This window comes from Nonomuraea sp. NPDC001636, from assembly GCF_040298265.1.
Lineage (GTDB): Bacteria > Actinomycetota > Actinomycetes > Streptosporangiales > Streptosporangiaceae > Nonomuraea.
In genome coordinates, this window is record NZ_JBEOZT010000013.1 from 204675 (window position 1) to 228349 (window position 23675).

The window sequence follows — 23675 nt, forward strand, 5'->3', positions numbered from 1 at the left end:
ATCAGACAGAATATGGATTGTCCGGCCATGTGGGGACGCCGGGCGGAAGGTCGGTGCTCACCTTCATCGGGAAGTCGGCCGGACGCTTCTCCAGGAACGCCGTCACCCCCTCCACCGTGTCGGCCGCGCCCCCGAGTTCGGCCATGAGCCTGGAGTCGGCGGCGTGCGCCTCCCACGGCGAGGCGGCCGACAGGCCCGACCACATCAGCCTGCGCACGGCCGCGACGGAGACGGCCGAGGTGTTCTCGGCGATCTCGCGGCCCAGCGCGTACGCGGCGGGCAGCAGCTCCTCGTCCGGCAGCACCCGCGAGACCAGGCGGCCCTCCAGCGCCTCGGCGGCGGGGAAGACCCGGCCGGTCACCGCCCACTCCATGGCCCGGGAGATGCCGACCACCCGGGGCAGGAACCAGCTCGACGCCGCCTCGGTGACGATGCCGCGCCGGGCGAACACGAACCCGAACCTGGCGCTCTCGGCGGCCAGCCGGACGTCCATGGGCAGCGTCATCGTGACGCCCACGCCCACCGCCGGGCCGTTGATCGCGGCGATGACGGGCTTGAGCGAGGCGGCGATCCGCAGCGCGACCGTGCCGCCGCCGTCGCGCGGCGCGCCCTCGACCAGCTCGGCCTCCGCCCGGTGGCCGAACGTGCCCCCGCCGCCGCCCAGGTCGGCCCCCGCGCAGAAGGCCCGCCCGGCGCCCGTGACGACCACCGCGCGCACGTCGTCGTCGGCGTCGGCGAGGTCGAACGCGCTGATCAGCTCGGCGCGCATGGTCAGGGTGAAGGCGTTGAGCCGCTCGGGGCGAGACAGTGTGATGGTGGCGACGCGATCGGCCACGTGGTACTCGATCTCGGAGAAGGCCATGACCCGAATCTTATTCGGTTACCGATGTTCACCCTCCGATAAAGACATATTTCGCATCCGATGCGTAGGCTGCCCGCGCTGTCCGTGCCTGCGGGTTACGGTGGAGTTCGGGGAACGGGGATGCCGTGCAGGGTAAGGAACCGGTGAGCGCGGGAGCGGTCCTCGGCTGGCTGGCGCTCTCGGCGCTGGCGCCAGGGGCCGCCCATCTGCGTGCCGGCCGGCGCACGGCCGGCCTGATCCTGCTGTCGTGCTACTTCGCCGGCCTGCTGGCGCTGCTGGCGCTCGCGCTGACGACCGACAACCTGCCGGGCTCGCTGACCCAGGACTCGTGGCTGACCGCGATCGTCGTCGGAGCCGCGGCGCTGGGCGTCGCCTGGTTCGCGGTGATCGTGCACTCCTTCGTGGTGCTGCGTCCCGGGCGGCTGTCGCAGAACGGCCAGATCCTGGCCGGCACCCTCGCGGGGCTGCTCGCCGTCGCCGTGGTGGTGCCGTTCGGGCTGGTCGCGCAGAACGTGTGGACGTCCCAGAAGACCCTCGACGACATCTTCACCGGCCCCGAGCCGGCCGAACCCGCCGTCCCGGCCGGGCAGGAGCCGCCGCGGGACCCGTGGGCCGGTCGTGACCGGGTCAACATCCTGCTCCTCGGCGGCGACGCCGACGACAACCGCACCGGCGTGCGCACCGACAGCATGAACGTGGCCAGCATCGACGTGAAGTCCGGCAACACCGTGCTGGTCAGCCTCCCGCGCAACCTGGAGAACGTGCGCTTCCGCCCCGGCACGCCCATGGCCCAGCGTTTCCCTGGCGGCTTCCGCCTGCCGCCCGACCCGGGCGGCGGCCGCAGCGACCTGCTCAACAGCGTCTGGGAGTACGCCGACGCCCACCCGGAGATCTTCGGTGGCCGCCGGCAGCAGGGCCCGCAGGTGCTCATGGACACCATCGGCTACACCCTCGACCTGAAGATCGACTGGTACGCCCTGGTCAACATGTGGGGCTTCGCCCGGCTCATCGACGCCATCGGCGGCATCACGCTCACCGTCGAGCAGGACGTGGTGTTCGGCAAGTACAACGAGGGCCTGGTCAAGGCCGGCACCAGGAAGCTCAAGGGCGCCGACGCGATGTGGTACGCCCGCTCCCGCACCTTCAGCGACGACTACACCAGGATGCGGCGGCAGCGCTGCGTGCTCGGCGCGCTGCTGGACCAGGCCGACCCGGCGACCGTGCTGGTCCGGTTCAACCGGATCGCGCTGGCCGCCAAGGAGCTGATCAGGACCGACATCCCGCGCTCGATGCTGACGAACCTGGTGCCGCTCGCGCTCAAGGTCAAGAACGCGAAGGTGACCAGCCTGCAGTTCGTGCCGCCGCTGATCAGCACCGGCTACCCCGACTGGGACAAGATCCGCCGGCTGACCGCCAAGGCCGTGCGCGACTCGGCCGCGGCCACGTCCGCGGTCGCCGCCTCGGCGACCCCGTCGGCCACGGCGTCGGCCACGGGCGACCCCTCGCCCGCGAAGTCCGGCAAGCCCTCCGCGCCGCCGACCAAGGGGCTCACCGAGGGATGCGGCGCGGGTTGAGCCGGACGCCCTGACGACCCCGGTCACGGATGGCATGCTGGGGAACCCGGCAAACCTGGAGGAGATTCATGATGTCCCACCCCCTCGGCAGCTCACCCGCCGTCCGGCGCACCCCACTCGACGCCGAGGAGAGAGTGCGGGCCGAGGCCGGCTTCGTCCCCCTCGTGGCGCAGCAGCTGGCCGAGAACGGCCGGTTCAGGGTGAGCGCCGACAGCGCCGAGCTGGTGGAGGTGTTCCAGGGGGTCGCCCGCAAGGTGGGCGAGCTGCTCGGCCGGCCGGTGGTCAGCTACTCCAACGGCCGGTACATGGTGATCACCTTCGCCCAGGACTCACCGCTGGGCTGAGGCGGGCCGGCGGTCCAGGAGGGCGCGCAGGATCCGGTGGGGGTGCGTCCACAGCAGCGCGCCGCCGGCGCCGGGCACGACGTGCCGCACGGCTCCCGGGATGCGGGCGGTCAGTCCCTCCCCCAGGTCGGGCGAGTGGGTGGCGTCGAGCTCGCCGTACCAGACGTCGACCGGCACCGTGATCGACGACAGGTCGACGCCCCAGCGGCCCATCGCCAGGACGGTGTCGCGGGCGTAACCGGCCGGCCCCTGCGCGAACGCCTCCCCCAGCGCCTCGCGGTATCCGGCGGCGAACTCGGGCCGCTGGTAGACGGCCAGGTCGCAGGCCGGGCTGCCGCCCATCACCAGGTCCCACATCGCCTGCGGGGTGAAGCCCGCGAAGATCCGCTCGGCGGCCTGCGGGTCGTGCGTGGCCAGGTCCGTCAACTGCCGCAGCTCGGCGGGCAGCGCACCGGCGAAGCGCGGGTCGGCCACCTCGTCGGCGGCCGAGACCAGGGCCAGCGCGCCGGTCACGCCGGCGGCGGCGCAGGCGAGCGCGAACGGCGCGCCCTGCGAGTTGCCCACCATGGCCGGACGCCCGAGGCCGCGCAGCCCGGCGAAGACCTCGACGTCGGCGGCGAAGCCGGCGAACGTGCGGCCCGGCGCGGGGGTGGAGGCGCCCAGGCCGGGCCGGTCCAGGGAGATCAGCCGCACGCCGAGGTCGTCGGGCGCCGCCGCGCCCATGCCGAGCCGGCGGCTGGTGGCGGCCCCCGGGGAGAGCAGGACCGGCCTCCCGTCCGGCGGCCCCCACTCGGCCCAGCCCAGCAGGCGGCCATCGGGCAGGCGTTCGGCGCCGGTGCGGGCAGGAGGTGCGACCAAGGTGCTCATGCGCCCATCATCCCGTGCGCACCTCGGGGCACTTCCACCGGTTTTCCGGGGCACGCCGGGCCGCCCGGCGGGTGAATCCGCAGGTCATCCTGCACACTGGGCTTGTGCTCATCGATCTGGCCCCGCCCTTCGAAGGGCGTCACTGTGAGACGACCACCGCCGGCACGCTGCTGCGGCACGCGGGCGTGGAGCTGTCGGAGGCGATGCTGTTCGGGCTGGGTGAGGGGCTGAGCTTCATCTACTGGGACAGCGGCTCGCTGGACGTCCCGCTGATCGGCGGGCGGGTCAAGCCGCACGCGCTCACCGAGAAGCTGGCCGCCGCGCTCGGGTTCACGCTGGACACGCAGGAGACCTCCTCCCCCATCACGGCCTGGTCGAACGTCCGCCGGCACCTCGACGAGGGCACCCCCGTCGGGATCCGGCTCGACTGCTTCCACCTCGACTACGTCAGGACGCCCTACCACTTCGGCGGCCACTACGTGGCGATGGTCGGCTACGACGAGGGCCACGCCCATCTCGTGGACACCGCCCAGCACGGCACCCGCAACCGGGTCCCGCTCGACTCGCTCGAACGGGCCCGCGCGGCGACCGGGCCGATGACGGCGCACAACCTGTCGTACACGGTGGGGCCGTGCGCCGAGCCCGACCTGCCGCAGTCCGTCAGGACGGCCGTCCGGTCCACCGCCGCCGCCTTCCTCAACCCGGCGATGCGGAACGTCGGCTACCGGGGCATCGAGCAGGCCGCCGCGCTCATCCCCACCTGGCTGGAGCGCGGGCCGACCGCGCAGCTCACGCGTACGGCCAACCTCATGGAGCGGGGCGGCACGGGCGGCGCGTTCTTCCGCAACCTCTACACCGAGTTCCTGGCCGAGGCCCAGATGATCGCGCCCGGCAAGGCCCTGGAGACGGCCTGCCAGGCGTACATGGCGCTGGCGCCCAAGTGGAGCGAGGTGGCCGACCTGCTGGCCCAGGCCGGGGAGACCGGCCGGCAGCAGCCGCTCGACCAGGCGGGGACGCTGCTGTACGACCTGGCCGTGCGCGAGCGCCTGGCCATGGAGACGCTGTACGAGGCGGCGTGACAGGGACGGAGACCGGCCGGGGTCAGCGGGGGCGGCGGAAGGTCGCGCGCCGGCGATGGCGTCAGCGGGGGCGGCGGAAGGTGGCTCGCCAGCGATGGCGTCCGCCGTCGCGCAGGTCCTCGATCCGCTCCGCCGTCAGCCCGCCGGTCGCGAACGCCGCGATCTCCGACGCCGTCAGCGGCCACGGCGGCGCGCCGACCGGCCCGCCGTCCTCGCGGCCGGACGCGATCACCAGCAGCGTGCCCCCGGGGCGGACGAACCCGGCGACGCTCTCGGTGGCGCGGGCGTGCAGCTCCTCCGGAAGGGCCTGCACGGTCATGATCTCCACCACCAGGTCGAAGGCGTGCCGCCAGGCGGCGGGCGGGTCGAGCAGGTCGGCGGTGACGTAGTCGACCGGGCTGTCCGGGAACCGCTCGCGGGCCAGGCGCACGGCCGACGCGCTCACGTCGAAGGCGACCGTCGCGTGCCCGAGGGCCGCCACGTGCTCGGCGTCGTCGCCCAGGCCCGCGCCCACCACGAGCGCCCGCCCGCCGCCGGGGCCGCGTCCGGCGGTCCACTCCACGAGCAGGAAGTGCGGGGTGCGCGAGTCCCAGGGCACGCTCGCGTCGCCGGTCGCCGACTCGGCGTAGAGGTCCTCGAACCAGCCGGTCGGGTCGTCGGCGGCCAGCGATCGGGCGGCCAGCCGCCTGGCGTCGGCGTCGGGGTCGCGCTCGGTCATCGGTGCTCCGGGTCGATCATGCGGGGCGGTCGTGCGGGCCGGTCATGCGGGCCGGTCATGCGTGGAAGGACTCCTTGGCCAGGCGGCCGAGGCGGGTCTCGTCGATCGTGTGGCCCAGGCCGGGCTGGGTGAGCGGGACGGCGATGACGCCCGCGTTCGCGCCCACCAGCGGCGTGACGATCTGGTTCTGCTTCGGCGGCTGGGTGACGTCGCACGGCAGCGTGCAGCCGGGCAGGCTGGCGACCGCCACCGTGGCCGCCCTGGCCAGGCCGGCTCCCTGGCCGCCCGCGCACTGGATGTCCCAGCCGGCGGCGGCGGCCCGGTCGTGCGCCCGGCGGGCCTCCGACAACGACGGGAAGGCGGTGGGGCGCAGCAGGAGCACCCTGGCGGCGCGCAGGGTCAGGTAGTCGTCCAGCTCGGCGGTCGAGCGCACCTCGACGGCGACCGAGGCGGCCACGTCGTCCTGGAGCGCGGCGTGCGCGTGCACGTCGCCGAGCGGGAAGGGCCGCTCGATGACCTCCAGGCCGTAGGAGTCGAGGGCGACGAGCTGGCCGAGGTCGGTGTAGGCGTTGCCGCCGTCGACGGCCAAAGTCAGGGCGGGGTAGGCGCGCCGCACCGCGCGGACGGGCTCGACGTCCCAGCCGGGCCTGATGTCGAGGGTGACGTGCCCGTAACCGGCGCAGACCTGCTGGTTGACGCGGGCGACCAGGCTCTCGACGGACGGGTCGGGCGCCAGGCGCACGGTGGCCATCACCGAGGTGCGGGTGCCGCCGATCGCGTGCGCGAGCGGCACGCCGCGCATCCTGGTCCACAGGTCCCAGCAGGCCATGTCGACGGCCGGATCGCCGCTCGGCACGGCGTCGGGGTGCTCCCAGTCGACGCCGATCAGCAGCGCGGCCAGCGACTCCTCCAGCCGCGACCAGGCTTTGGGCTCCGGTGAGAGGGCCTCGCCCCAGCCGGTCATGCCGCCGTGGTCGGTGAGCTTGACGAGCAGGCTCTCCGACCTCGCGCCGTACGGCAGGACCAGCCGGAAGACCTCCAGCTCCCGCACTCGCGGCATGAACCCCCCTTAAGCCATGACGAGAGAGTCGTCGCGCCTGGTGAAGGCCATCCACGCCGATGCGTTTGGCAGCGTTCTCAGCACTATGACGTTCTCATCACTATGACGCGGTCCCTTCCATAGTGCCTGCCTTGGCGGACTGCACAAAACGGGGGGCCAGCACGACGGCCAGGACGGCGAGCACGACGGTGAATCCGAGCCCCACGGCGTAGTTCTCGCCCGTGGCGGTGAACAGGGCGCCGCTGACGGCGACGGCCACGACGGTGAACACCGACTCGCCGACGCCCACGGCCGCGCTGTTCTGCCCCTCCTCCCCCTCCTTGGACATCTCCAGCACCAGCACGGACACCGTGGGGTGCAGCGCGCCGATGCCGAGGCCGGAGACGGCCATGGCGACGTAGGCGATCGCGATGGGCAGGGAGTCCACGAGCACGAGCGACACCAGCGCGATGCCGACGGCGATCATCGCGGCGCCGCCGCGGATGGCGGCCATGTGGCTGATCGTGCCGCGGCCCTTGATCCAGGAGCCGGTGGACCAGCCGAGCGCCCCCACCGTGAGGACGACGCCCGCGCCGGTGGCGGTCAGGCCGCGCTCCTTCATCAGCATGAGCGGGATGAGCACCTCGGCGGCCATGAGCGAGCCGTAGGCCAGGCCGCGCAGCACGGGGGCGGACGGCAGGCCGCGGGCGGCGCGCAGCGAGCCGGGCAGCAGCAGCCTGGGCAGGGCCACGGCCAGCAGGACGACGCCGGCCACGAGCAGCGGCAGGCCGTCCAGCTTCGCGGCGCTGCCGTACTGGATGAGGGCGGCGGCGACGGCGGTCAGCGTGGCCCAGACGAGCTTGCGGCCGATGCCGGGGGCGGGTTCGGCGGAGCCGCGCTCGGCCGAGCGGCCCGCGGTGCCGCGCCACAGCAGCAGCGCCGCGGGGATGACCAGCGCGGAGACGCCGAGGAAGATCCAACGCCAGCTCACGTTCTCCACGACGAACCCGGCGATGGCCGGGCCGATCATGGAGGGCACCACCCAGGCGGCCGAGAACAACGCGAACACCTTGGGATGCATGGCCCCTGGGAAGACCCGGGCGACCAGCACGTACAGGGACACCTGGATCAACCCGGCGCCGAGCCCCTGGACGAACCGCCCGGCGACCAGCACCTCCATCGTGGGCGCGAACCCGGCGACCAGCAGCCCGGCCACGAAGGCGACCACGCCGACGGCGATCGGCTGCACCGGCCCCCGCACGTCGCTCCACCTGCCGCCGAGCACGGTCGCGATCACGCTGGCCGCGAGGGTGGCGCTGAAGGCCAGGTTGTACAGGGGCATGCCGTCGAGGTCGCGGGCCACGATCGGCATCGCGGTCGCCACCGCCATCGCCTCGAAGGCCACCAGCATGACGAGCGCGACCAGGCCGACGCTGAGCGCCCGGTACTGCGCGGACAACACCCCGGCCGGGGCCGGGGCGACGTCCTCGATCGGATCAACAGTCGTAGTCATGACGGTAAAGCTACGAGGAAGCCCGGACCGGCACATCGGGCGCGGGGCCTAGGCAATTGGGCCTAAGGCATGCGCGACTCGATGCCGTCGAGCAGCAGTTCCAGGCCGTAGCGGAAACGTTCCTCGCCGCCGGCGTCGATCAGGTCGTCGATGTGCTCGACCAGGTAGGGGAAGCGGTCGCGGGGCAGGGCGCGGTAGTAGTCGGCGATCTGGCCGGCGAAGGAGGCGAAGTACTCCTCCTGCGAGGACAGGCCGGCGGCGCGCATCCGGCTGATGTGCACCGAGCCCTCGTAGGCGTCGCCGATGAGGTAGAGGGACAGGCGGTCGAGGCACAGGGCGGCCTCGCGCGGCGGCATGCCGGCCTCCAGCAGCAGGCCGTAGACGAACTCGCCGGTGCGCAGGGAGTTGCCGCCCGAGGGGATGTTCGCCAGGGCCGCCCTGGCGACGTCGGCGTGCCTGTTGAGCACCCGGTAGACCTCCAGCGCGTACGACCTGAGCTGGTCCTTCCACTGGGCCGGGTCGCGCTCGGGCAGCCTGATCTCGCCGAGCACCCGGTCGTAGACCAGTTCGAGCAGCTCCTCCTTGTTGGCCACGTGGGCGTACAGCGAGGCGGGGCCGGTGTCGAGCTCCTGGGCGACGCGTCTCATGCTGAGCGCGTCGAGCCCTTCGGCGTCGAGGACGCGCAGCCCGGTCTCGACGATGAGCTCCTGGCTGAGCTGCCGCCTGATCTGCGGTTGCTTGCGGGACTTGCGCCACGGCGGCACCGGCACCGCTTCTTCCTTGCTCCCCATGGCGAACACTGTACTTGACACGAACACCGTTCGCCACTAAAACGGTGTTCGTAAACGAACAGTGTTCGTAACCAAGAACGGCGTTCTGAAGGAGTTCCTGTGACAGTGACCAATGCGGGGCAGGCCACGGAGGCCGTCGCGCCCTACCGGTGGCGCTGGGCCGCCCTTTTCGTGATCCTGGCCGCCGAGGTGATGGACCTGCTCGACGCGCTGATCACCACGATCGCCGCCCCCACCATCCGCGCCGACCTGGGCGGCAGCGACAGCCTCGTGCAGTGGCTCGGCGCCGGCTACACGCTGGCCATGGCCGTCGGCCTGGTCACCGGCGGGCGGCTCGGCGACCTGTTCGGCCGCAAGCGCATGTTCCTCATCGGCGCCTTCGGCTTCACCGCCGCCTCGCTGCTGTGCGGAGTGGCGGGCAGCCCCGAGATGCTCATCGCCAGCCGGGTGCTGCAGGGCCTGTTCGGCGCCGTGATGTTGCCGCAGGGGCTGGGGCTGATCAAGGAGATGTTCCCGCCGCAGGAGATGGGCAAGGCGTTCGGCATGTTCGGGCCCGTCATGACGATCTCGTCGGTCGGCGGGCCCGTGCTGGCCGGCTGGCTGGTCGACGCCGACTTCTTCGGCACCGGCTGGCGCATGATCTTCCTGATCAACCTGCCCATCGGCCTGGCCGCCGCCGTCGCCGGCATCCGCTTCCTGCCCGAGTTCCGCCTCTCGAACGCCACCCGGCTCGACCTGGTCGGCGTCGGCCTGGTCTCGGTCGCCGGGTTCCTGCTGATCTACCCGCTGATCCAGGGCCGCGAGCTCGGCTGGCCCGCCTGGACGTTCGTCTCGATGGCCGCCTCGCTGGTCGTCTTCGCCCTGTTCGGCCGGTACGAGTCGCGCCGCGCCGCGTCCGGCAAGGACCCGCTGGTCACGCCCAGCCTGTTCCGCAAGCGGGCCTTCTCCGGGGGCCTGGTGGCCGGTCTGGCGTTCTTCTCCGGCATGATCGGCCTCAGCCTGGTCTTCAGCATCTACATGCAGGCCGGCCTGCACTTCAGCCCGCTCAAGGCGGGCCTGGCCAGCCTTCCCCAGGCGGTCGGCGGCGTGCTCGGCTTCGGCCTGGCCATGTCCGGGCTCCAGGAGAAGCTGGGCCGCGGGCTGCTGCAGATCGGCGTGGTCGTGATGGCCGCCGGCGCGGCCGTGCTCGGGGTGACCATCCAGCTGGCCGGCACCGACGTCGGCGTCTGGCAGCTCGCCCCCGGGCTGGCGCTGGTCGGCATCGGCATGGGCCTGACCATGGCGCCGTTCTTCGACATCGTGCTGGCCGGCGTCGAGCCGCACGAGTCGGGGTCGGCGTCGGGCACGATGACCGCCGTCCAGCAGCTCGGCGGCGCGCTCGGCACCGCCGTGCTCGGCACGCTCTTCTTCAACCTGCTCAAGGACGAGTGGAGCTTCGGCTCGGCGATGCAGGTGACCGTCTGGGTCGAGGTCGGGCTGCTGGCGGTGACGTTCGCCCTGTCGTTCCTCATGCCGCGCAAGGCCCGCCCCGAACAGGCCGGCCACTGACCGCCGGCCCGGCCGCGGCTCCCCTGCGGGGGTGGAGCCGCGGCCGTTCGCGCGCCCGGGTCAGCTGCTGACGTGGCGTTCGGCCCAGCGCGCGATGTCGCGGCGTTCGATGGCGGCGGCCATCAGGTCGGGGAAGGCGTCGGGGGTGCAGGCGAACGCGGGCACGCCCATCGCGGCCAGCGCGGCGGCGTTGTCGTGGTCGTAGAAGGGCGCGCCCTCGTCGGAGAGCGCGAGCAGCACGATCACCTGCACGCCGGCCTGGGTCATCGCCGCCACCCGGCGCAGCATCTCCTCCCGCACGCCGCCCTCGTACAGGTCGCTGACCAGGACGAAGACGGAGTCGGCCGGGCGGGTGACGAGGCCCTGGCAGTAGGCGATCGCCCGGTTGATGTCGGTGCCGCCGCCGAGCTGGGTGCCGAACAGCAGCTCGACCGGGTCGTGCAACTGCTCGGTCAGGTCGACCACCGCCGTGTCGAACACCACCAGCGACGTCTTCAGCGACCGCATCGAGGCCAGGACCGCCCCGAACACGCTCGAATACACCACCGAGGCCGCCATCGAACCGCTCTGGTCGATGCAGAGCACCACCTCGCGCTGCACCGACCGCTGCCGGCGCGCGTAGCCGACGAGCCGCGACGGGACCACCGTGTTCCGGTCGGGCAGGTAGTTCTTGAGGTTCGCCCGGATCGTCCGGTCCCAGTCGATGTCGGCCACCCGCCTGGGCCGGTGGGTGCGCGCCGAACGGTCGAGCGCGCCCGTCACCGCCGCCCTGGTGCGGTCGGCCAGCCGGCGTTCGAGCTCGTCGACGACCTTGCGCACCACCGCCCTGGCCGACTCGCGGGCCTGCGCGGGCATCACCCGGTTGAGCGCCAGCAGCGTGCCGACCAGGTGCACGTCGGGCTCCACGGCCTCCAGCATCTCCGGTTCGAGCAGCAGCCTGGTGAGGTTCAGCCGCTCGATCGCGTCCTTCTGCATGACCTGGACGACCGTGGACGGGAAGTACGTGCGGATGTCGCCCAGCCAGCGGGCCACCCGCGGCGCGGACGCCCCGAGGCCGCCCTCGCGCCGGCTCTGCCCCTCGCGGCCGTCGTGGTCGTAGACGGCGGCCAGGGCCGCGTCCATCTGCGCGTCGGCACCCTGCAGGGCGCAGCCGGTGCCGTCGGCGTCGCCGCCCCCGAGCACCAGCCGCCACCTGCGCATGCGCTCATCCACGGTCTCTCCCGATGATCGCCAGCACGGTCGCCACGGCTCCCGCCGCGCGCCGCTCGTCGATGTGCGGCTCGTTCCCGCCGCCGGCGCCGCCGGCGCCGCCTGCGCGGCCCGCCGCGCTCACCCGCTCGCCGACGGCCCGCCGCTCCGGCACGGCGAAGCCGCCGAACGTGCGGCGCAGCAGCGGCAGCACGTCGGTGAACTGGTCGGCGGGCAGCGCGGTCAGCCAGGCGTCGACCAGGCCCAGCAGGCGCGGGTCGTGCACCAGGAGCAGGCCGCCGCCGGACAGGAACCCCTCGACCCAGGCCGCCGCCCGGACCGGGGTCTGCCCCCGGGACATGGCCCTGGACATGCGGTCGTCCGCGTCGGCGAGCTCGCCGCAGTCGAGCAGGACGCGGGTGAGCCGGCCCTCGATGAGCCCGTGCAGGTCCTGCCGGTCGGCGATGCCCCGCAACGTGCTCAGCCACCGGGCCCGCGGCGAACCGCCCGCCCCGCCCTCCTCGGCGGTCTCCCCCGCGCCACCGCCGCCGTCCGCCCCGGCCGCGTCGGCCGCCACGGGGGGCGGTGGGTCGGTGGGGGGTTCGGTGAGCAGGGCGACGGCGGCGTGCACGGCGTCGACGTGTTTGAGCAGCTCGGCCGCCGCGTCGTCGTCGAGCGCGGTGACCGCGACCGGCAGCCCGACGCAGATGCGGTCGAGCATCGAGCGCACGATCACCGCCAGCCCCTCGGCCGAGGTGCCGCGCACGTCGCCGTACCGGTGGGCGCGGACCATCGCGGGCAGCGCCGCCATCAGCTGGGTGACGTCGGTGTCCAGCGCCGCCTTGGCCGACAGCGCGGCGAGCACGCCGGGCAGCGCCTGCGGCAGGTCGGCCAGCAGGCACTGCTCCACCAGCGCGGTCAGGTCGGCGAGCGCCGCCGACGCGGCCCCGGCCAGGTCGCGGGCGCGCCGGGCGGCCGCGGCGGCGACGGTGGTGCCGAGTGCGGCGTGCTCGATGAGGGCGAGGTCGTGCTCGGGCCGCCACTGCAACGTCCAGGACTCGCGGAACGTGCCCTTGCCGCGCGCCTGCCCCGGGGTGCCCCAGCCCACCTCCAGCAGCCGCAGCCGGTGCAGCAGGTGGCTGCGCTCCAGGTCGAGCGGCTTGCGCAGGTCGAGGTCGAGCTCCCGGTCGAGGGCCTCGGGCCGCAGCTTCAGCCGCCGCCGCTGCTCGCGCAGGTCGCGCTGGAGCGGGACCATCGGGGTGCCGTCGGTGACGTGGCCGAGCCGGTCGCCGACGACCATCCGCCGCTGGATCAGCTCGACGGCCAGGTCGTCGCCCTCGCACAGCACCGCCCTGGCCGCCTCGGTCACCTCGCCCAGCCCGGCCAGCGGCCGGCCGCGCAGCCCGGCCAGGGCGCCGGCCAGGCGCACGGACTCGATGACGTGCGCGGAGGAGACCGGCAGCCCCTCCTCGCGCAGCACGGCGGCGGCCTCGGTGAGCCAGCGCTCGACCGGCCGGTCGGGGACGGTGAACAGGTGGTGGTACCAGCCCGGCGAGGTGATGCCCGCGCCGTAGCCGCTCCAGGAGGCCAGCCGCCCGTACGTCCAGGGCACCCACGTCAGCTCGGCCTTCACCTTCGGCATGCCGCGCAGCAGCGCGTTGTCGGCGGCGGCCGGGGGCAGCGGCCCGGTGAGCGCGGGCACGTGCCAGGCGCCGCAGACCACCGCGATCGTGCCGAACCCCTCCTTGATCGCGGCCCGCAGCGCCTTGCGCATGTACGCCTCGCGCCTGGCCTCCCGGCCGGCCGGCACGTGGCCCTCGCGTACGGCGGCCATGGCCTCGGCGATCACCTCGAAGGGGGTGTCGCCGCGGTGCTCGACGACGTCCTCCCACCAGCGTTCTGGGTCGTCGTGCCCGGCCGCGGCGGCCAGCGCGCCGATCGGGTCGGCCCGCAGCCCGTCGCCGGTCTCGTCGTGCTCCTCGTCGTCGGCCAGGGAGTGGGCGGCGGGCAGGTCGCAGAAGCGCACCGGGACGCCGGCCGCGACGCCGTACAGGATCGCCTGCCATTCGGGCGAGAACTGCGCGAACGGCCAGAACGCGGCCCTGGCCGGCGCGCCGGGCACGTGCGCGAGCAGCGCGACCGGCGGCTCCAGGTCGGGGGCGAGCGCCACCAGCGCGTCGGCCTCCGGCGGCCCCTCGACGAGGACCGCGTCGGGGCGCAGGCGTTCGAGCTCGCGCCGCAGCGCGCGGGCCGAGCCGGGGCCGTGGTGGCGCACGCCCAGCACGGAGACGGCGCTCATGACACCTCGCGGCAGGCGCGGTAGAAGTCGCGCCAGTCGGGACGCTCGCGCACCACGGTCTCCAGGTACTCGCGCCACACCACCCGGTCGGAGACCGGCTCCTGCACCACCGCGCCGACGATCCCGGCCGCGACGTCGGCGGGCCGCAGCACGCCGTCGCCGAAGTGGGCGGCCAGCGCGATGCCGCTGGTGAGCACCGAGATCGCCTCGGCCGTGGACAGGGTGCCGCTCGGCGACTTGACCTTGGTGCGGCCGTCCTCGGTGACGCCGGCCCGCAGCTCGCGGAAGACGGTCACCACGCGCCTGATCTCGGCCAGGCCGGTGGAGGTCTCCGGCAGCTCCAGCGAGCGGCCGAGCTGGGTGACACGGCGGGCGACGATGTGCACCTCCTCCTCGGCGCTGGCGGGCACGGGCAGCACGACGGTGTTGAAGCGGCGGCGCAGGGCGCTGGACAGCTCGTTGACGCCCCGGTCGCGGTCGTTGGCGGTGGCGATGACGTTGAAGCCGCGCTCGGCCTGGACCTCGCGGTTGAGCTCGGGGATCGGCAGCGTCTTCTCCGACAGGACGGTGATCAGCGCGTCCTGGACGTCGGAGGGCATGCGGGTCAGCTCCTCGACGCGGGCGACGCGCCCCTCGGCCATGGCGCGCATCACCGGCGAGGGGGTCAGCGCCTCGAACGAGGGGCCCTCGGCCAGCAGCCTGGCGTAGTTCCAGCCGTACCGGACGGCCTCCTCGGCGGTGCCCGCGGTGCCCTGGACGAGCAGCGTCGAGTCGCCGCTGACGGCGGCGGCCAGATGCTCCGACAACCACGTCTTGGCCGTGCCTGGCACGCCGAGCAGCAGCAGCGCGCGGTCGGTCGCGAGCGTGGCCACGGCGACCTCGACGATGCGGCGGGCGCCGACGTATTTGGGGGTGACGCGGTCGTCGTCGCCCAGGATGTAGCGGGTCACCGCCCACGGCGACAACTTCCAGCCGGGGGGCCGGGGGCGGTCGTCGTCCTTGGCCAGGTAGGCCAGTTCCTCGGCGTACTGGTCTTCGGCGTGGGGACGCAGGACGGTCATGCGAGCTCCTTGTACATGTCGGCACGGAAACGCAGGAGGGCGGCGACCTGCTGGATCGGCGCCACCGGCGAGTAGCTCTCGGCCAGCGGGAACAGCGCGGGGTCGATGTGCTCGCCCGCCAGCTTGACCAGCTCGCCGAGGTTCCACGGCTGGACGGCCGCCACCTTGACGATCTTGTGCAGGACGGCCGTGGCCAGGCCCTCCCGCCAATGGGACGAGACGCCGCCGAGCACCATGATCAACTGGCTGTCGAGGTCGTGCTTCTGGACGAAGCCCGCGGCGAGCTCCTGCTGCTCGGCGGGCGGGAGCGCTTCGAGCAGGTCGGCGATCGGGTCCCAGCCGAACATCGCGCGCGCCCACTCGGGGTCCTTCTGCAGCACCGCGGCCCGGACCCAGGCGGCCTTCACCTCGGCGTCCCAGTCGGGGACGCGCATCTTCAGCAGCGCGGACGGCGGCCGGCCCCAGAAGCCCAGCGGGGCGCGGGCCAGGATCTGCTGCAGCCACCAGGCCCGCTCGCCGATGCCGCGCGGCGGCTTGGGACGCACGCCGTCGCGCTCCATCGCCCGGTCGCACTCCAGGGGCGCCTCGACGGCGATGGCCGAGCCGGAGATCGACACGCAGGCCCGCGCCCGCTCGGCCATGCGCCTGGACAGGCGGGAGCCGGGCAGCCGGGTCAGCAGGTTGGCGGCGGCCTGGCGGACCTCCCGGCGGCGGTCGTCGAGCGCGGCCTCCAGGAACGGCTCGTCGCCCATGGCGAGCCCGTCGGCCAGCAGCTCGACGAACTCGGCCCGGTCGTCGGGCGTCTCCCGCTCCCAGGTGCTCTCCAGCAGCTCCCTGGCCGCGGCGGGGTCGGCGGCGCGCAGGGCGCGCAGGTGGGCGCGGCGGTCGGCGGGGCCGCCGAGCTCCCAGGTCTCGCCGGTGGGCTCCTCCAGCAGGTAGCCCCACGCCGGGTTGAGTCCGGCCAGCCAGCGGCCGCGCTGCCCGGCCAGGACGCCCAGATGGGCGCGGATCGAGCGGTCGCGCCGGCCTCGTTCGAGCAGGTCGGGCAGCACGTCGCAGGGCACCCTGCGGCCGGTCGCGGCGGCCGCGGCCAGCCATTCGGGCAGCAGGCGCTCGTAGTCGCCGCCCATGATCCGGACCAGCCGCTCGGCCGCGCGCCTGCCCACGGCGGGCAGCTCCTCGTCGGGGGCGGGGGACGGCGCCGCGGCCTCGACCGGGCCGCGGCCCGCACGCCGCCGGGCCGTCTCGACGGCGGCGGCCGCCAGCAGGTCTCCCCGGTACGGCCTGCGGTCGGTGCCCACCAGGGCCGTGGAGGCCAGGTCGTCCCAGGTCACAGGAGCACCGCCGTTCCGTCGTCGTCGTAGGTGGTGAGCGGGCGCAGGCCCTGCGGGGTCCATTCGGCGGCCAGCGTGACGGGACGGCCGCCGGAGACGGCGATCAGCCGCCAGGGGTCGCGGGCGCGGCGGTGCAGCGGCAGCCCGCCGACCGCCGTGCGGCCGGGGACGACGCCGGCCAGCACGAGCGGCCACGACTCGGTCCAGGGGTCGTCGGCCAGCACCCGCGCCACCTCCTCCAGCGCCTCGCCGGCCGGCACCCCGGCCGGTGGAGCGCCCTCGCCGGGAAGGGGGTCGGTGTCGTGGCGGGCGGCGACGAGGGCGCGGAGGGGCGCGGCGCCGGGGTAGAAGGCGAGGTCGGCGTCGATCGTGGTGCCCGTGACCAGCGAGGCGTCGAGGGACTGGCCGGGCGGGGCGAAGGAGAGGATCAGCGCCGCCCGGCCGGTGGCGCGGCCCTTGAGCCAGACGCGGCGCGCGGTCAGCCGGTCGTGCTCGTCGTCGCGGCGGCCGAGCACGTGCCAGTGGTCGCGCACCGCCGGCCCGGCCAGCACCTCCTCCCGGGTGACCGGGAAACCGGTGCGGATGCGGACGGTCTCGGCCAGAGGCGCGGGCAGCTCGGCGCGGCGGCGATGGGCGACGGCGAGCAGGTTGATCAACGCGTACTCCTCCAGGAGCCGGCCGGGCCAGTCGTCCTCCGCGCGCACCTGGGTCAGCCGGGACACCAGGCCCGCGACGCCGGGGGCCTGGGCGTCGATGAGGCGCTTGGCCAGGCCGTCCCAGTCGTGCTCGGCGGAGGACGCGAGGCCCTGGCGGATCTGGTCGGCCAGCCAGCGCTCCAGCTCCGCCAGCCCGGCCCCCACCCGCGCCTGCCGCACCGACTCCGCCTTCCCCGCCCCGGCGCCGGCCCCGGCCCCGGTCCCGGTCCCGGCGGCCTCGTCGCGCGGGGTCTCGTCGCGCGGGGTCTCGGCGCGCGGGGTCTCGGCGCGGGCGGCGGACCTGGCGGCGCGCTCGGCGCGGCCGTCGAGCCACTCGGTGACCCACTGCGGCGCGGCCTCCTCGGCGGGCACGCCGCCGGCCGACCACAGCAGCAGCAGGCCCAGCGCGTGTTTGCAGGGGAACTTGCGGCTGGGGCAGCTGCACCGGTAGGCGGGCTCGGTCAGGTCGACGCACGCCAGGTAGGGCTTGGACCCGCTGCCCTCGCACTCGCCGTAGAGGACGCTGCCCGTCGTGCCGCGCGAGGACCACCTGCCCGCCGCGGCCACCCCCTGAGCCGCCTTCCTGGACGACGCGTCGGGGGCGAGGGCGAGCACCTGATCAAGGCTCCACCGTTCGATCACCTGCCGCAGACTAGCCAGGCCGACCGACAGTTCGTCCGGCGGGCGGCCCGTCCGCCCAACGTGGTCCCCGCGCGCCCCGGGCCCTCGTAAGATCGGCCATGTGGAGCTGAGGATCTATCCCGACGGCGCGCCCACCGAGGTCGCCGACGAGGCCGCCGCCATGGCGCTGGCCGCCGCGCTCGACGGCCAGGCCGTCCTCGACGGCACCCGTTTCCTGCGGCGCGACGTCACCGGCGCGCCCGTCGGCTTCGACGAGCGCCCGCCCGTGGCCGCCGCGCTCGACCTGCTCCCCCATCCGGAGGGCGGCTGGTACCGCGAGACCTGGCGCTCGCCCGTCACGGTCCGGCCCGACGGCTACCCGGGGCCTCGCGCGAGCGCCACCGGCATCTACTTCCTGCTCCAGCCGGGCGAGGAGTCCGTCCCGCACGTCGTCAGGTCGGACGAGGTGTGGTTGTGGCACCGGGGCGGCCCGCTGAGCCTGACCGTGGGGGACCGCGACGTCGTCCTGGGCCCGCTGGTCGAGCGGGGGCAGGTGCCGCAGGCGGTCGTGCCCGGCGGCGTGTGGCAGTCCGCCCGCCCGGCCGGGGACGAGGCGGTGCTGGTGAGCTGCGTCGTGTCGCCGGGGTTCGACTTCGCCGATTTCACCGCGTGATCGTAAAGATCGTCTTATATAGAAGGCATGCCGGGCATCGAGGCGGCCCTGACCGCCGCTGGGAAGAGCGTCGCGGAGCGCGCCATGCGCGAATGGCTGGCCGTCCGGGCCGCGCGCAAAGACCGGACGAGTGAGCTGAAGGACCTGGTCCAGAGCGGCTTTCGCGACCGGCTGGCGCCCCGGAAGATCGACAACCAGCTCCAGGGCATCGCGCTGGCCGTCGAGGGGCGGCTGTCGCGCCTCATCGAGCAGGAGTTCCGCGGGCTGGACGAGTCCGCGCGGGCCGCCGTCCTGCTGGAGACCGTGGCCGCGCTGCGCGCCGCCGACCTGTCGGACGAGGCGCTGTTCGACTCCGACGCCGACCCGGCCAAGCTCGCCGAGCGCGTCCTGGCCGCCCTCCCGGAACCGCGCCTCGGGGAGGCCGAGGACCGCCTGTACGCCGTGCTGCTCGCCGAGTCCGTCGACTGCCTGGTCGGCCTGATGCGGCAGCTCCCCCAGTACGTGCCGCGCGCCGCCACCGAGACGCTGGGCAGGCTCAGCGGCCTGGCCGAGGGCGTGGAACGGCTGCTCGCCAGGCTGCCGCAGCGCACGCTGGAGGCCCCGGAGGGCACCCAGGACGACGCCGCGTTCGAACGCCTCTACCTCGGTTTCGCCAGCCGCACCCTCGACGAGGTCGAGCTGTTCGGCGTCCGGGTGGAGACCTACCGGCCGCGCACGTCGCTGAGCATGGCCTACATCAGCCTCAACGTCTCCTCCGGCGAGCGCGGGCCGCGCGCGCCGGAGCGGCTGTCGATCGCCGCGCTCACCGGCGGCCATCCCGCCGAGCGCGGCACCGAGCGCATCGAGTCGGCGCTCGGCCGCGCCCGGCTCACGCTGCTGCGCGGCGACGCGGGTTCGGGCAAGAGCACGTTGCTGCGCTGGCTCGCGGTGACCGCCGCGCGCGGCGGCTTCTCGGGCGACCTGGCCGCCTGGAACGGCTGCGTGCCGCTGATGATCAAGCTGAGGAGCCATTCGTCGGGACGCCTGCCCGCGCCCGCCGCCTTCCTCGACGACGTCGCGCGGGAGGTCGCCGGGCGCATGCCGCGCGGCTGGGTGGAGCGCGTGCTGGACTCCGGCCGCGGCCTGCTGCTGGTCGACGGGGTGGACGAGCTGCTCGTCCGGCACCGGCCGGCCGTGCGGGAGTGGTTGTCGCGGCTGCTGGCGGCCTATCCGGGGCTGCGGGTCGTGGTGACCTCGCGTCCGACGGCCGCCGACGCCCGCTGGCTGGCCGACGAGGGGTTCGCGGCGTGCACGCTGGAGCCGATGACGCCCGACGACCAGCGGGAGCTGATCCGCCAGTGGCACGTCGCGATGCGCGACTGCCCGAGCCTGCCGTGCGAGCCCGGCGAGCTGGAGGGCTACGAGGTCGCCCTGCTGGCCCGCATGGAGTCCAATCCGCACCTCGGCGTGGTCGCCTCGACCCCGCTGCTGGCCGCCATGTTGTGCGCGCTCAACCTCGACCGCCGCACCCAGCTGCCGCGCAGCCGGATGGGCTTCTACGACGCCGTGCTCAGCCTGCTGCTGGAACGCCGCGACGCCGAGCGGCGGATCGACGACGACGTGTCCCTCGACCCCGGCCAGAAGGTGTGGATCCTGCGCGACCTGGCCTGGCGGCTGGTGTCGATGGGCCGTTCCGAGCTGTCGAAGGCGACCGCGCTGCGCCGGGTCGAGCAGAAGCTCGCCTCGATGACCCGCGTCTCGCACACCGCCTCCGACGTGCTGGAACACCTGCTGCGCAGGAGCGGCGTGCTGCGCGAGCCGGTGCCCGGCCGGATCGACTTCGCCCACCGGACCGTGCAGGAGTACCTGGCCGCCGGGCAGCTCGTGGAGGACGAGGACGTCGAGGCCGCGGTCGAGCGGGCCCACCTGGACCAGTGGCGCGAGGTCGTGGTGATGGCCGCCGGGCACGCGAACGGCCGGCTGCGCGGTGAGCTGCTGAGCGGCCTGCTGGACCGGGCCGACCAGGGCGGCAAGCACGCCCGCAGGCTGCGGCTGCTGGTGGCCGCGTGCCTGGAGACCGTCCAGGAGATCCCGGCGGGGCTGCGCGACCGGGTGGAGTCGTGCCTGGCGGAGGTGATCCCGCCGCGTACGGAGGAGGAGGCGACCCTGCTGGCGGCGGCGGGCGAGGAGATCCTGCGCCGCCTGCCCCGCGACCTGACGGCCCTGCCGGAGCGGCGGGCGGCGATGACGATCCGCACGACTTACCTGATCAACGGCCCGGAGGCCCTGGACCGCCTGGCGAGCTACGCCACGGACCAGCGCTACAGGGTGCAGGACCAGCTTCGCCAGGGCTGGCAGTACTTCGACGCCGACGTCTACGCCAGCCGCGTCCTGGCCGACATGGAGGACGTCACCTTCTTCGGCTCCCGCCATCTCCGCAGCGCCACCCACCTGAAGGCGGCCAACGTGACGGTCACCGTGCCCACCCCTCTCCCCGACCTGCGCTTCCTCCGCGACATGCCGCAAGTGCGGGTGTTGAGCCTGCAGTACGCCCCGATCAGCTCTCTGGACGGTGTGGAGCGGCTGCCTCACCTGGAAACCCTGCAGTTGCGTTGGCTCACCGCGCCCGCCCTCGACCTCGGCGCCATGGAGAGGCTGCCGGGGCTCAACGACCTGTGGCTCCAGGGAGTCCGGTTCGATCCGGTCATCCTCGACCGTCTGCCTCGCCTGAGCGAACTCGGCCTGGAACCACTCGCCGACGATCCGGACTCCTGGCAGGAGCCGCTGTCCCGGCAGAGCGAGCTGGAGTTCTTGTTCCTCACGGGAGACCGCCTGCCGGTTCCGGGGGCGGTGTTCGCCGGGATGCGGCTGCTCAAGACGCTGTGGCTCGATGGCATCACCGGGGCGGCCGCCTGCCTCGAGACCGCCGCCCGAAGCTGCCCCTCCATCGCCGACCTGTACCTCGACGCAATCGATCTCATCGACCTCGCGGTACTCGAGCGCTTCCCGCTGACCACTCTCTACCTGCGCAACTGCGACACCCTGACGGATCTCGCCCCGCTGCGCGGGCAGGATCAGCTCACCCAACTGACGCTGGCCATCTGCCCCGGCGTGACCGACCTCTCGCCCCTCGCCGCTCTCCCCCAGCTGCGCAGCCTGAGGTTGTTCAAGATGGGGCACGACCTCGACGTGAGCCCGCTGGCCGGGATGCCGGGGCTCACCGTCCGGCTCGGGCACACGCAGCGGGTCGTCAACGGGAACGGCGTGCGGATCAGGAGGGTGTGACGTCCCGGCAGGGGTGGGCGGCGCCTTTAACTACCCGGAATTTCGTGCTAAACGTGGCAATATCCCGTTCGGAGATCCCACCAACCGGCCCAGTCCGGCCTGGCGCCCTGCCCTGATCACGTCCAGGCCGTCGTCACAGAACTTGCACGGCGTGTACACGTTCACCCCCCCGGGACGCCCGGCGTCCGCCCGTGCGCGGCGCCGCCTCCCGCTGGACGAGAAGGGGAACCACCATGACCCTGCCCCTCGCCGCGACCCCCGCCGTCGACTCCGCCCCCGCCCGCCGCCGCGGACTCGTGCTGCTGCTCAGCGCCCTGGCGGGATTCCTGCTGACCGTGGTGTGGTCGGCCGAGTTCGTGGACCAGACGATCGGCTCGACGGTCGCCGACACGATGCTCGGCCGCGACGCCGACGCCACCCCCATCACCGGGACGCTCTCCGGCATCGTGTTCGCCTTCGCCTCCGGCCTGGCGGGCTCGTTCACCGCCTGCAACATCGCCGCGCTCGGCGCGGTCGCGCCCCTGGTCGGGGCCAGGCCGTCGGTCGGCGCCCGGATCCGCGGGACGCTGCGCCCGCTCGGCTGGCTGGCGGCCGGCGCGCTGGCCGTGTCCGGCGCGTACGGCGTCGTGGTGGGGATCGTGGGCACCGCCATGCCGCAGTTCGCCACGGCCAGGCCCGCGCCGGGCACCCTGTCCCCCGGCCTGGTCCAGGCGATGGTCACGTTCGGGCTGATCGGGCTGGCCTTCCTCTACCTGGGCCTGGCCGCGCTCGGCTACCTGCCCGACCCGCTGGCCCGCCACCCGAGGGCCCGCATGGCCGTCATGGGCGCGCTGATCGGCGGCTTCCTGATCGGCCGCCCGTTCCCGCTGTTCCGCCAGCTCTTCAGGGACGCCGCCGAGAGCCACAACCCCCTGTACGGCGCGCTGGCGTTCATGCTGCAGTCGGCCGGCAACCTCGTCGTCATGTCGGTCCTGTTCGTGCTGCTCGCCCTGGCCACCGGGGGCCGCGCGCACCGCTGGCTGACCGCCACCCCGACCCGCCTGGCCCTCATCACCGGCGCGGCGCTCGTCGTGGCCGGGGTCTTCACCCTTCTGTACTGGGACGTCCGGATCCTGGCCCGCCGCGACCTCATCTGGTACCCGACGGCGCCCTGGAGCTGACCTGCACGGCGGCTGCCCCCGGGCGGGCTACCGGCCGTTTCTGCGGGAAGGAGGAAAGGTGACCGTGGGAGGTGCGCGATGAGGGCCGTCATAAACGCCGCGATGTTGCGGATCCGCAGGCACCGGCCGGACCGCAACCCGTTGCGCCGCCGCTCCGACCGGCTGGAGAGCGCCTTGCTGGCGGTGGCGGCGCTCCTCGTCCTGCTGAGCGTCTGGCCGGCCGTGCTGGCCGGCCGGGTCACCTACGAGGGCGGGCTGCGCGAGGCCCGCGTGGGCCCCGGCTTCCGGCAACAGGTGACCGCGACGACGCTGCGGGAGCCGCGGCCCGTCCGCCCGTCGTTCGGCGAGGCGGCGACCACCATGGTCCCGGCGAGCTGGACCACCCCGGCGGGGGTGGCCAGGACCGGGCAGGTGCAGGTGCCGGCCGGCACGCGGGTGGGCCACACCGTCCCCTTGTGGATCGACCGCGAGGGCGACCCCACGACGCCGCCGCCGAGCCGCACCGACGTGGTCCTGCGCGGCGTGGGCATGGCGGCGTTCGTCCAGGTGCTGGCCTTCCTGCTGGTGCTGGGGGCCGTCGCGGCGCTGCGCCGGCTGCTGGACCGGCGCAGGTACGCCGACTGGGACGCGGCCTGGATCCGCGCCAACGACCGCTGGCGCCGCCCGCGCCGCCCGTAGCCGGGCCGTCCGGTTTACCGCCGTGTGTCCGGGCAGCCGTACGCGGGAGGAGGCGAGCCATGGAAGCCAAGGAGTGGACGGTCCGGATCAGTCTCGCCGAGGAGGGCGACGACACCTCGGCGCGGGCGGTCCTGACCATCCCGGACGGAACGCGGGTCGAGGGCGCGGGCCACGCCCGCCGCAACCCCGCCGACCCGTCCATGCCCGAGGTCGGGGACGAGCTGGCCGTCGCGCGGGCGCTGGCCGACCTGGCCGGACGACTGTCCAGCGACGCCCGGCACGAGCTCGGCGACGGCGGCCCGGTGCCGACCCGGTCGTGGTGAGGACGGCGATGACGACTTGACGCGCCCGCCCCCGCTCCGCTGAC

At 74.1% G+C, this 23675-nt stretch carries 20 protein-coding genes; 9 read left to right on the forward strand and 11 right to left on the reverse strand.

Features of this window, described 5'->3' with window-relative positions; all coding sequences use genetic code 11:
* Window position 1: 1 nt before the first annotated feature.
* The gene (locus ABT158_RS24790; RefSeq protein WP_352357114.1) at window positions 2–862 is read right to left on the reverse strand and encodes an enoyl-CoA hydratase-related protein; all 861 of its coding nucleotides are present in this window, start codon (window positions 860–862) and stop codon (window positions 2–4) included.
* Between the two features lie 143 nt (window positions 863–1005).
* Here ABT158_RS24790 and ABT158_RS24795 point away from each other — a divergent pair, with 143 nt between their 5' ends.
* Together ABT158_RS24795 and ABT158_RS24800 are read left to right on the forward strand one after the other, a co-directional pair.
* Complete coding sequence (locus tag ABT158_RS24795) at window positions 1006–2436, forward strand: LCP family protein (protein ID WP_352357116.1); 1431 nt, start codon at window positions 1006–1008, stop codon at window positions 2434–2436.
* 68 nt (window positions 2437–2504) lie between these two features.
* Window positions 2505–2780, forward strand: coding sequence for a hypothetical protein (locus ABT158_RS24800; RefSeq protein WP_352357118.1), 276 nt, complete (start codon window positions 2505–2507; stop codon window positions 2778–2780).
* Here ABT158_RS24800 and ABT158_RS24805 read toward each other — a convergent pair.
* Window positions 2766–3647 carry an alpha/beta fold hydrolase gene (locus ABT158_RS24805; protein WP_352357120.1) on the reverse strand — a complete coding sequence of 294 codons (882 nt, stop codon included), beginning with the start codon at window positions 3645–3647 and terminating at the stop codon, window positions 2766–2768. The genes ABT158_RS24800 and ABT158_RS24805 overlap by 15 nt on opposite strands.
* A gap of 104 nt (window positions 3648–3751) precedes the next feature.
* Between ABT158_RS24805 and ABT158_RS24810 the strand changes: the two genes are divergently transcribed.
* On the forward strand, window positions 3752–4726 hold the full coding sequence (locus tag ABT158_RS24810) for a BtrH N-terminal domain-containing protein (protein WP_352357122.1): 975 nt from the start codon (window positions 3752–3754) through the stop codon (window positions 4724–4726).
* A gap of 61 nt (window positions 4727–4787) precedes the next feature.
* Here the strand turns inward: ABT158_RS24810 and ABT158_RS24815 are convergent, their stop codons facing one another.
* The 4 genes from ABT158_RS24815 to ABT158_RS24830 all read right to left on the reverse strand — a co-directional run bounded on the left by ABT158_RS24815 (window position 4788) and on the right by ABT158_RS24830 (window position 8787).
* Window positions 4788–5444 (reverse strand): class I SAM-dependent methyltransferase, encoded by a 657-nt coding sequence (locus ABT158_RS24815; RefSeq protein WP_352357124.1) that lies wholly within the window; start codon window positions 5442–5444, stop codon window positions 4788–4790.
* 55 nt (window positions 5445–5499) lie between these two features.
* Entirely contained in the window at window positions 5500–6504 is a 1005-nt protein-coding gene (locus ABT158_RS24820) for an enolase C-terminal domain-like protein (protein WP_352357126.1), read from the reverse strand.
* A gap of 100 nt (window positions 6505–6604) precedes the next feature.
* The gene (locus ABT158_RS24825; protein ID WP_352357128.1) at window positions 6605–7996 is read right to left on the reverse strand and encodes an MFS transporter; all 1392 of its coding nucleotides are present in this window, start codon (window positions 7994–7996) and stop codon (window positions 6605–6607) included.
* A 62-nt stretch (window positions 7997–8058) separates the two neighbouring features.
* Complete coding sequence (locus ABT158_RS24830; protein WP_352357130.1) at window positions 8059–8787, reverse strand: TetR/AcrR family transcriptional regulator C-terminal domain-containing protein; 729 nt, start codon at window positions 8785–8787, stop codon at window positions 8059–8061.
* Window positions 8788–8886: 99 nt separating this feature from the next.
* Between ABT158_RS24830 and ABT158_RS24835 the strand changes: the two genes are divergently transcribed.
* Window positions 8887–10335, forward strand: coding sequence for a DHA2 family efflux MFS transporter permease subunit (locus tag ABT158_RS24835; RefSeq protein ID WP_352357132.1), 1449 nt, complete (start codon window positions 8887–8889; stop codon window positions 10333–10335).
* Between the two features lie 60 nt (window positions 10336–10395).
* Here ABT158_RS24835 and ABT158_RS24840 read toward each other — a convergent pair whose 3' ends face one another.
* Genes ABT158_RS24840 through ABT158_RS24860 form a run of 5 tightly spaced genes read right to left on the reverse strand, consistent with a single transcriptional unit; the run spans window position 10396 to window position 17554 of the window.
* Window positions 10396–11535, reverse strand: coding sequence for a VWA domain-containing protein (locus ABT158_RS24840; protein ID WP_352357204.1), 1140 nt, complete (start codon window positions 11533–11535; stop codon window positions 10396–10398).
* 4 nt (window positions 11536–11539) lie between these two features.
* Entirely contained in the window at window positions 11540–13822 is a 2283-nt protein-coding gene (locus ABT158_RS24845) for a DUF5682 family protein (protein ID WP_352357134.1), read from the reverse strand.
* On the reverse strand, window positions 13819–14883 hold the full coding sequence (locus ABT158_RS24850; RefSeq protein ID WP_352357136.1) for an ATP-binding protein: 1065 nt from the start codon (window positions 14881–14883) through the stop codon (window positions 13819–13821). The genes ABT158_RS24845 and ABT158_RS24850 overlap by 4 nt, the downstream gene beginning before the upstream one ends.
* Complete coding sequence (locus tag ABT158_RS24855; RefSeq protein ID WP_352357138.1) at window positions 14880–16217, reverse strand: DUF5691 domain-containing protein; 1338 nt, start codon at window positions 16215–16217, stop codon at window positions 14880–14882. Before ABT158_RS24855 ends, ABT158_RS24850 begins: the two co-directional genes overlap by 4 nt.
* Window positions 16214–17554 carry an SWIM zinc finger family protein gene (locus ABT158_RS24860; RefSeq protein WP_352357140.1) on the reverse strand — a complete coding sequence of 447 codons (1341 nt, stop codon included), beginning with the start codon at window positions 17552–17554 and terminating at the stop codon, window positions 16214–16216. Before ABT158_RS24860 ends, ABT158_RS24855 begins: the two co-directional genes overlap by 4 nt.
* A gap of 100 nt (window positions 17555–17654) precedes the next feature.
* Between ABT158_RS24860 and ABT158_RS24865 the strand changes: the two genes are divergently transcribed.
* The 5 genes from ABT158_RS24865 to ABT158_RS24885 all read left to right on the forward strand — a co-directional run bounded on the left by ABT158_RS24865 (window position 17655) and on the right by ABT158_RS24885 (window position 23631).
* Window positions 17655–18206, forward strand: a complete 552-nt coding sequence (locus ABT158_RS24865) for a cupin domain-containing protein (protein ID WP_352357142.1) — start codon at window positions 17655–17657, stop codon at window positions 18204–18206.
* 27 nt (window positions 18207–18233) lie between these two features.
* A complete protein-coding gene (locus ABT158_RS24870; RefSeq protein ID WP_352357144.1) occupies window positions 18234–21470 on the forward strand; it encodes an NACHT domain-containing protein in 3237 nt (1078 codons plus the stop codon).
* Window positions 21471–21703: 233 nt separating this feature from the next.
* A complete protein-coding gene (locus tag ABT158_RS24875) occupies window positions 21704–22630 on the forward strand; it encodes a hypothetical protein (RefSeq protein ID WP_352357146.1) in 927 nt (308 codons plus the stop codon).
* A 78-nt stretch (window positions 22631–22708) separates the two neighbouring features.
* Window positions 22709–23308 (forward strand): Rv1733c family protein, encoded by a 600-nt coding sequence (locus ABT158_RS24880; RefSeq protein ID WP_352357148.1) that lies wholly within the window; start codon window positions 22709–22711, stop codon window positions 23306–23308.
* Between the two features lie 59 nt (window positions 23309–23367).
* Window positions 23368–23631, forward strand: a complete 264-nt coding sequence (locus tag ABT158_RS24885) for a DUF1876 domain-containing protein (RefSeq protein WP_352357150.1) — start codon at window positions 23368–23370, stop codon at window positions 23629–23631.
* The last annotated feature ends 44 nt before the right edge of the window (window positions 23632–23675 follow it).